The sequence below is a fragment of the Shigella sp. SIG6 genome, from assembly GCF_053555815.1.
Genome location: NZ_JBQZXC010000148.1, coordinates 1 through 7,657, shown reverse-complemented (window position 1 = coordinate 7,657; position 7,657 = coordinate 1). Strand labels below are relative to the sequence as shown.

Annotated in this window: 6 protein-coding genes and 1 pseudogene; 3 read left to right on the top strand and 4 right to left on the bottom strand. The window is 52.1% G+C overall.

The window, feature by feature from the left end; genetic code table 11:
• Positions 1 to 644: pseudogene (gene mpaA / locus ACUU1M_RS17470) on the top strand (murein tripeptide amidase MpaA); the annotation flags it as partial.
• Here mpaA and ycjG read toward each other — a convergent pair.
• A complete protein-coding gene (ycjG, locus tag ACUU1M_RS17465) occupies positions 619 to 1,578 on the bottom strand; it encodes an L-Ala-D/L-Glu epimerase (RefSeq protein ID WP_449144707.1) in 960 nt (319 codons plus the stop codon). The pseudogene mpaA and the gene ycjG sit on opposite strands and share 26 nt — an antisense overlap.
• Before the next feature lie 118 nt (positions 1,579 to 1,696).
• Here ycjG and tpx point away from each other — a divergent pair, with 118 nt between their 5' ends.
• Positions 1,697 to 2,203, top strand: a complete 507-nt coding sequence (gene tpx / locus ACUU1M_RS17460; RefSeq protein ID WP_000084395.1) for a thiol peroxidase — start codon at positions 1,697 to 1,699, stop codon at positions 2,201 to 2,203.
• A gap of 43 nt (positions 2,204 to 2,246) precedes the next feature.
• Here tpx and tyrR read toward each other — a convergent pair whose 3' ends face one another.
• The 3 genes from tyrR to ACUU1M_RS17445 form a co-directional block, all read right to left on the bottom strand.
• Positions 2,247 to 3,788 carry a transcriptional regulator TyrR gene (tyrR, locus tag ACUU1M_RS17455; protein ID WP_001306544.1) on the bottom strand — a complete coding sequence of 514 codons (1,542 nt, stop codon included), beginning with the start codon at positions 3,786 to 3,788 and terminating at the stop codon, positions 2,247 to 2,249.
• A gap of 147 nt (positions 3,789 to 3,935) precedes the next feature.
• The gene (locus tag ACUU1M_RS17450) at positions 3,936 to 4,997 is read right to left on the bottom strand and encodes a YcjF family protein (protein WP_000138751.1); all 1,062 of its coding nucleotides are present in this window, start codon (positions 4,995 to 4,997) and stop codon (positions 3,936 to 3,938) included.
• Positions 4,994 to 6,391 carry a YcjX family GTP-binding protein gene (locus ACUU1M_RS17445; protein WP_000825772.1) on the bottom strand — a complete coding sequence of 466 codons (1,398 nt, stop codon included), beginning with the start codon at positions 6,389 to 6,391 and terminating at the stop codon, positions 4,994 to 4,996. The genes ACUU1M_RS17450 and ACUU1M_RS17445 overlap by 4 nt, the downstream gene beginning before the upstream one ends.
• Positions 6,392 to 6,546: 155 nt before the next feature.
• Between ACUU1M_RS17445 and ACUU1M_RS17440 the strand changes: the two genes are divergently transcribed.
• Positions 6,547 to 7,545, top strand: a complete 999-nt coding sequence (locus ACUU1M_RS17440; protein ID WP_000075382.1) for a LacI family DNA-binding transcriptional regulator — start codon at positions 6,547 to 6,549, stop codon at positions 7,543 to 7,545.
• Positions 7,546 to 7,657 lie beyond the last annotated feature (112 nt).

Sequence of the window (7,657 nt, the reverse complement as noted above, 5' to 3'; positions counted from 1 at the left end):
TAATCTGGTTTCCTGCCCCTGCAGCCAGCCGTGAAAGTGGTTTGATTCTGGCTGGCACTCACGGTGATGAAAACTCTTCGGTCGTCACGCTCTCCTGTGCTCTGCGGACTTTGACACCTTCTTTGCGCCGCCATCATGTGGTGCTGTGTGTGAATCCTGACGGCTGCCAGCTGGGGTTACGGGCCAATGCTAATGGTGTGGATTTAAACAGAAACTTTCCGGCGGCGAACTGGAAGGAAGGTGAAACGGTTTATCGCTGGAACAGCGCCGCTGAAGAACGTGATGTCGTATTACTGACAGGTGACAAACCTGGCTCCGAACCTGAAACCCAGGCGCTGTGCCAGCTTATACACCGCATTCAACCTGCCTAGGTGGTCTCATTCCACGATCCACTGGCTTGTATTGAAGATCCCAGACACAGCGAATTAGGCGAATGGCTGGCCCAGTCGTTTGAATTGCCTCTGGTAACCAGCGTCGGTTATGAAACTCCTGGCTCTTTCGGCAGTTGGTGTGCAGATCTCAACTTGCATTGCATCACCGCAGAGTTTCCGCCCATCTCCTCCGACGAAGCCAGCGAAAAATATCTCTTTGCGATGGCAAACTTGCTGCGCTGGCATCCTAAAGATGCAATTCGCCCGTCGTGAACTGAAGCGCCGGTTCCACATCTACCGCCAGCCAGGTCGGTCCGTCAAGATCGGCGAAACTGACCTGCGGCACCAGCGGTAAAGCGGCGCTAATGGCACGAGAGGTACACAACATGCAGCCCAGCATCAGACTGAAACCTTGTGCACGCGCTTCAGTCGCCAGCGCTTCCGTCAGACCACCGGTTTTATCGAGCTTAATGTTAACCATCTCATAGCGCCCTTTCAGCGCCTTCAGATTGCTACGAGTATGACAACTTTCATCAGCACAAATCGGCAACGGATGAATAAAATTCTCCAGCGCCGCATCGTCCTGCGCAGGAAGCGGTTGTTCAAGCATCGCAACGCCTAAATCCGCCAATAGCTGGCAACGCGCCGCCAACCCTTCTGCACGCCAGGATTCATTTTCATCAACGATCAGCGTGGCATCGGGCACAGCGGTGCGAATTGCCACCATCCGCTCACTGATAAGATGGTTATCCAGCTTCACTTTCAGTAATTTCGCGCGTGCCTGCCAGAGTGTTGATGCACTATTGGCCATCTGATCAGGCGTACCGATGACAACCGTCTGTGCAGTGATAACTGTCTCGGGAAGCGTTATGCCGATCAAATCAGCCAGCGATTGCTGCTGTTTTCGCGCCGCGAGATCCCACAATGCACAATCCAGCGCATTACGTGCTGCGCCGGCAGGGAGAATTTTTTGCAACTCCTCCCGTGTCAGCCCTTTCTCTAATTGCGGCACGACGCTCATAATTTGCGCCATTACCGAGGCATCACTTTCTCCATAACGCGGATACGGCGTGCATTCGCCGGTGCCTTTAATACCCTCTTCTTCCAGTTCAACCACCACCACGCGCGCTTCACTGCGACTTCCCCGGGCAATCACAAACGGGGTATGTAAGGGCCAAGCTTCCTCAAATACCTTAACGATTCTCATCTTTACTCCTTGTTGTCGCGGTGGTCTGCGGATTAAGCGCAAATAGCGTTTGCTGTGTTATTGACAGTTAGCATAAACTAGGTGTGACGTTAACTATATGTAAACAGGAAAGATAATCATGTCACAAACCGTTCATTTCCAGGGCAACCCGGTTACAGTCGCCAATTCCATCCCGCAGACGGGTAGCAAAGCGCAGACTTTTACTCTCGTGGCAAAAGATCTGTCTGACGTCACCCTCGGTCAGTTTGCGGGTAAACGCAAAGTGCTGAACATTTTCCCGAGTATTGATACCGGTGTTTGCGCCGCATCAGTACGTAAGTTTAACCAACTGGCAACTGAGATCGACAACACCGTTGTGCTGTGTATCTCTGCCGATCTGCCGTTCGCCCAGTCTCGTTTCTGCGGCGCAGAAGGTCTGAACAACGTTATCACCCTCTCCACTTTCCGTAACGCTGAATTTCTGCAAGCCTACGGTGTGGCAATTGCTGATGGCCCACTGAAAGGTCTGGCAGCGCGTGCCGTTGTGGTTATTGACGAAAATGACAATGTGATTTTCAGCCAGCTGGTGGATGAAATCACCACCGAGCCGGATTACGAAGCAGCTCTGGCTGTACTGAAAGCATAAGTTAATATGCCTGATGGTGTTGCACCATCAGGCATATTCGCGCTTACTCTTCGTTCTTCTTCTGACTCAGACCATATTCCCGCAACTTATTGGCAATCGCGGTATGTGAAACGCCGAGACGTTTTGCCAGTTTGCGCGTGCTGGGATAATTGCGATAAAGCTGGGTTAATACCGAGCGTTCAAAACGGCTGGTGATTTCGTCCAGCGAACCTTCCATCGCATCTTCGCCCACGGCTACCGTTGCGGCGTCATAATCCGGCAACAAAATATCCTGTGGACGCAGCTCATAACCGTCCAGTTGTGTCAGTGCGCGATAGATAGCGTTCTTTAACTGCCGCACATTTCCCGGCCACGCATAACGTGTAAGTACAGTATTCAGGTCAGCGGCCAGTTTCGGACGCGGCACGCCCTGCTCGTCGGCAAAGCGGGCGACGAACAGCTCAGTTAACGGCATAATGTCCTGCGGACAGTCACGTAGCGGCGGCAGATTGAGCGTCAACACGTTCAGACGATAATAGAGATCTTCACGGAACACGCCTTTTTGCACCAGTTCGACCAGATTCTTCTGCGTAGCGCAAATCACCCGCACATCGACATGCACCTCATGGTCTTCGCCAACCCGACGGAAAGTGCCATCATTAAGAAAACGCAGTAATTTCGCCTGCATCCGTGGTGACATTTCCCCTATTTCATCCAACAGCACCGAACCACCGTTCGCCTGCTCAAAGAACCCTTTCTTCCCTTCCGGAGCATGACCAAACAGTTCACTCTCGACCGCATCTTCTGGTATAGACGCGCAATTCAGCGCCAGGTAAGGTTTGCCCGCTCTGGGGCTTGCCTGATGGCAGGCGTAGGCAAAAAGATCTTTACCTGTACCTGTGTCACCCGTAATCAGCAGCGGCGCGCTTAGCATCGCCAGTTTCTGCGCCTGTTCGACAACGTGCTTCATTTTCGGGCTGACGGCGACAATTTGGCTGAAGGCGCTGACGTCCTGGGCGGCGACATTTTGCAACTGGCGGCCCATACGAATCGTTGATCGCAACATCACCACCGCACCGGTCAGGACGTGTTGATCATTTTCATCCTGAAGATAAACAGGCGTAATCTCCATCAGGAAATTCTGCCCATTAATAACGACATGCTCGTTATGCGAATCTTGCGGTTCGCTTTCCAGCCAACGTAAAAAATTAAAGCCGTTAATCAATTGTGCGGCGGTATGGTTGCGCAGGCGATCCAATTTTTGCCCAAAAAGCTGACAGCTCGCCGGGTTCGCCATATCCACTTTGCTTTTCATATCGACAGAGAGCACAGGTTCAGGCAACGCCTCCAGTAACGCGCTCAACGCCAGATGCTCACGTTCGGAAGGCATCCACGGGACAGTACGCACATCGGTAACACCTGCAATACGGCGTATTTCGGCCATCAGACTGCTGAAACTCTCAAACTCCAGTTCAGCAAAATTGAGGTAGATTCGCCCAATGGGATCAATCTCAATACCGCGTAAATCAATGCCTCTTAGCACGAGTAGATCGAGTAATTCGCGGGTCAGACCGAGTCGGTCTTCACAAAAGACTTCCAGACGCATGGGAACCTTCACCTGAAAAAAGAACAATTAATATGATGATATGACACTATTTGGATAGCAGGAAGGTTTCTGTCAACAATCATTGACACAAAGACGGAAAAACGGGCACTTCGGCGTAAAGATATCCGGTCAGCACCCGATATTGCATTATTTTTCGCTGGGCGTTTTGCCTTTTTGCAGAGTTTCTTTCACCTGACCGATAAGCTGACGACGGAAATCCCCAAGGCGAGGTTTGTCATCGTCAATCCACGGCAGCGGGCGGCAAAGCTCCATAGCTTTAATCCCGAGTCGTGCCGTCAGAAGTCCAGCACCAATTCCCTGAGCTGCGCGGGTAGACAAACGAGCAGCGAGATCTTGCGACATCCAGTCCATCCCCACTTCGCGCACCAGTTCGCTGGCTCCGGCAAAAGCGATATTCAGCAATACCAGCTTAAACAGACGCAAACGGCTGTAATACCCCAGTTCAATGCCATACAGCGTGGCAATGCGATTAATTAAACGCAGATTGCGCCAGGCGATAAACGCCATATCGACCAACGCCAGCGGGCTGACCGCAATCATCAACGTTGATTCCGCCGCCGAACGGCTGATTTCGCGCCGCGCCTGGGCATCTAAAACTGGCTGGACCAAATGCGCATACAGGCTGACCACTTCACGATCGTTCTGCGTTTCATGGATTGAGGCATACCAGCGTTGCAGCGCCGGATGCGACTGATCAATACCCGCCTGCTGCGCCAGTTTTTCGCAAAATGCGCGACCTTTGCCCGTGCCGTGGCTATGCAATAAATCACGCGCTTCGTCGCGTTCATGGGCGCGCTGTCGCAAGCGCCATAAGCGCCGCCACTCTGTTACCACAGAACCTACGCCAGCGCCGATAATCAATGCCCCAGCGGCACATCCACCCAGCGCTACCCAGTCCTGGGTTTGCCAGGCATTCATTGTCCACTGTATACCCTGCCCGACAACGCTTGCGCCAAACAGAGCCAGCCCGCCCATCACCATTTTGCGCCACAGGCTGCGTTTCGGACGTAACGCTGCGTCCATTACCGCTTCGACTTGCCCCTCTTCTTCCTGCGCTTCGTCGAGCGTGGCCGGGGCAAAATTTTGCGCCTGATTTTCGTCAAAGGTCTGCTGCGCCCTGAATTTTGGATTCTGTTCGACCTCCAGCGGACCGTTGAAATCAATACGTGGTTTTAACGGTTCGGTCATCGCAATTTATCTCCTATTAAAAATTCCAGCGCGGCATCAAGACGAATATGCGGCAGCGGTTTGTCGACATCCATCACCTGCGGGCGAAACGCTTCAAACTGGAACCCTTGCTTGTCCCAGAACGCCTGACCGGGCAAACGCGCAGGAACTTCACCGGGGTAAACGGTGAGAGGCGCACCATCGCTGAGCCGGTTACCGCGCAATGCCGGAATTTTCTCGCCGTTGACGTCAATAATGCCGCTGGTGGTCGCCTGCACCGAGGCCAGCCCCAGGCAATCCATACTAATCCTTTCAAACGCCGCATTTTGCCAGGCATCCTGAATCAGTTGTTGCAGTAATGAAACCATATTGGCGTGCTGATCGACCGTTACATGGTCCGCTTTCGTCGCGGCAAACAGCAGTTTGTCGATAACCGGCGAGAATAAGCGGCGAAACAGCGTGCGCTGCCCGTAGTGGAAACTTTGCATCAGCTGCGTCAGTGCCAGACGCATATCATTAAATGCCTGTGGCCCACTGTTGAGAGGTTGCAGGCAATCCACCAGCACAATCTGGCGGTCAAAGCGCAGAAAATGATTCTTATAGAACCCCTTCACCACTTTCTCGCAGTAATAATTAAACCGCTCGCGCAGCATTCCGGCATTGGTGTGCTTATCGGCCTGCGCCAGTTTGGACTCGCCCCAGGCATCGACATCCGGCCACGGGAAGAATTGCAGCGCGGGCGCACCTGCCATATCTCCCGGCAAGACAAAGCGCCCAGGCTGAATAAAGTGCAGCCCCTGCTGTTTACAGTGGTGGAGATAATCGGTCCACACGGCGGCAATGTCTGCCAGCCGGTTTTCGTCGGCAGGCGCTAGCGGGTCAAGTCCTTCGCACATCATTCGCCATTTCGCCGACCATTCGCCGCGCTGACCATTGAGTAAGCCCGTCATCTGGCGCGACCAGCTTAAGTAATCCTGCGCCAGCATCGGCAGGTCGAGCAACCATTCGCCGGGATAATCCACAATTTCCAGATACAGCGTGGAGGTATCCTTAAAGTGGCGCAGCAGCGAATCGTTCGATTTAAAACGTAACGCCAGGCGAATTTCACTGACGCCGCGCGTAGGCGTCGGCCAGGCGGGAGGATCACCATATAACTGCGCCAGTCCTTCATCATAGGTGAAGCGCGGAATGCCAAAGTCACGCTGGGGAATGCGTTTTACGCCCAGCAAGCGCTCTTCACGCACCGCGCTTAACAGCGGCAAACGTGCTCCGGCATGAATATTGAGCAACTGATTAACCATCGCGGTGATAAACGCTGTTTTGCCGCTGCGGCTAAGTCCGGTTACAGCGAGGCGCAGATGTCTGTCGACACCCCGATTCACCAGCGCATTGAGTTCATTTTTAAGTCGCTTCATTGCTGTCCTGTGCTGCTCTGAAGACCAGAAAAAAAATCATTCGTAAGGATATGAATGTGGGGGCCAGGCCATTGATTATCAACTGCCCGTGTTGTCATCGACGGGCGAACTCCATAAGATGTGCAGCATTCACGTTCGGACGGAGTTCCTGACCTATGTCCCCTACTATTTATGATATTGCCAGGGTTGCAGGCGTATCAAAATCCACCGTATCACGCGTGCTGAATAAGCAAACTAATATCTCCCCGGAAGCGCGCGAAAAAGTGTTACGGGCCATTGAAGAATTACAGTATCAGCCAAACAAGCTGGCCCGCGCGCTGACCTCTTCGGGTTTTGATGCCATTATGGTGATTTCTACCCGTTCGACCAAAACTACGGCGGGTAATCCGTTTTTCTCTGAAGTTTTGCATGCCATCACCGCCAAAGCGGAAGAAGAAGGTTTCGACGTGATATTACAAACGTCGCACAATCCGGCAGAAGATCTGCAAAAATGCGAAAGCAAAATTAAACAGAAAATGATTAAAGGCATTATTATGCTCAGTTCGCCAGCGGATGAGTCATTTTTTGCCCAACTCGATAAATACGATATTCCGGTGGTGGTAATTGGCAAAGTTGAAGGTCAATATGCCCATGTTTATTCTGTCGATACCGATAATTTTGGTGACAGCATTGCGTTGACCGATGCATTAATTGAAAGTGGGCATCAAAATATTGCCTGCCTGCATGCTCCGCTTGATGTCCATGTTTCGGTTGATCGCGTTAATGGCTATAAGCAAAGTCTGTCCGCGCATAATATTGCAGTGCGTGATAAATGGATTGTTGACGGCGGTTATACCCATGAAACAGCACTGCAAGCAGCACGGCAATTATTAAGTCAGTCACCGTTGCCTGAGGCAGTGTTTGCCACTGACAGCCTGAAATTAATGAGCATTTATCGTGCGGCGGCAGAGAAAAATATTGCTATTCCGCAGCAGTTAGCGGTGGTGGGTTATAGTAATGAAACGCTGTCGTTTATTTTAACGCCTGCACCAGGCGGCATCGATGTTCCGACGCAGGAGTTAGGTCAACAAAGCTGCGAGTTATTATTCCGCTTAATTTCGGGAAAACCGTCACCACAGAATATTACCGTTGCCACGCATATGAAGCTGAAATAAATACCAGCTACCTTGCCTGAATGCCGGATGCGATGCTGGCGCATCTTATCCGGCCTACATTTATAGATCGGATAAAGTACTCGCGCCGCATCCGGCAATTTAGCCCATTATC

Excerpts from the sequence above, each read along its gene's own strand:
- ycjG (WP_449144707.1), bottom strand. The coding sequence starts at position 1,578 with ATGAGAATCGTTAAGGTATTTGAGGAAGCTTGGCCCTTACATACCCCG.
- tpx (WP_000084395.1), top strand. The coding sequence starts at position 1,697 with ATGTCACAAACCGTTCATTTCCAGGGCAACCCGGTTACAGTCGCCAAT.
- tyrR (WP_001306544.1), bottom strand. The coding sequence starts at position 3,788 with ATGCGTCTGGAAGTCTTTTGTGAAGACCGACTCGGTCTGACCCGCGAA.
- ACUU1M_RS17450 (WP_000138751.1), bottom strand. The coding sequence starts at position 4,997 with ATGACCGAACCGTTAAAACCACGTATTGATTTCAACGGTCCGCTGGAG.
- ACUU1M_RS17445 (WP_000825772.1), bottom strand. The coding sequence starts at position 6,391 with ATGAAGCGACTTAAAAATGAACTCAATGCGCTGGTGAATCGGGGTGTC.
- ACUU1M_RS17440 (WP_000075382.1), top strand. The coding sequence starts at position 6,547 with ATGTCCCCTACTATTTATGATATTGCCAGGGTTGCAGGCGTATCAAAA.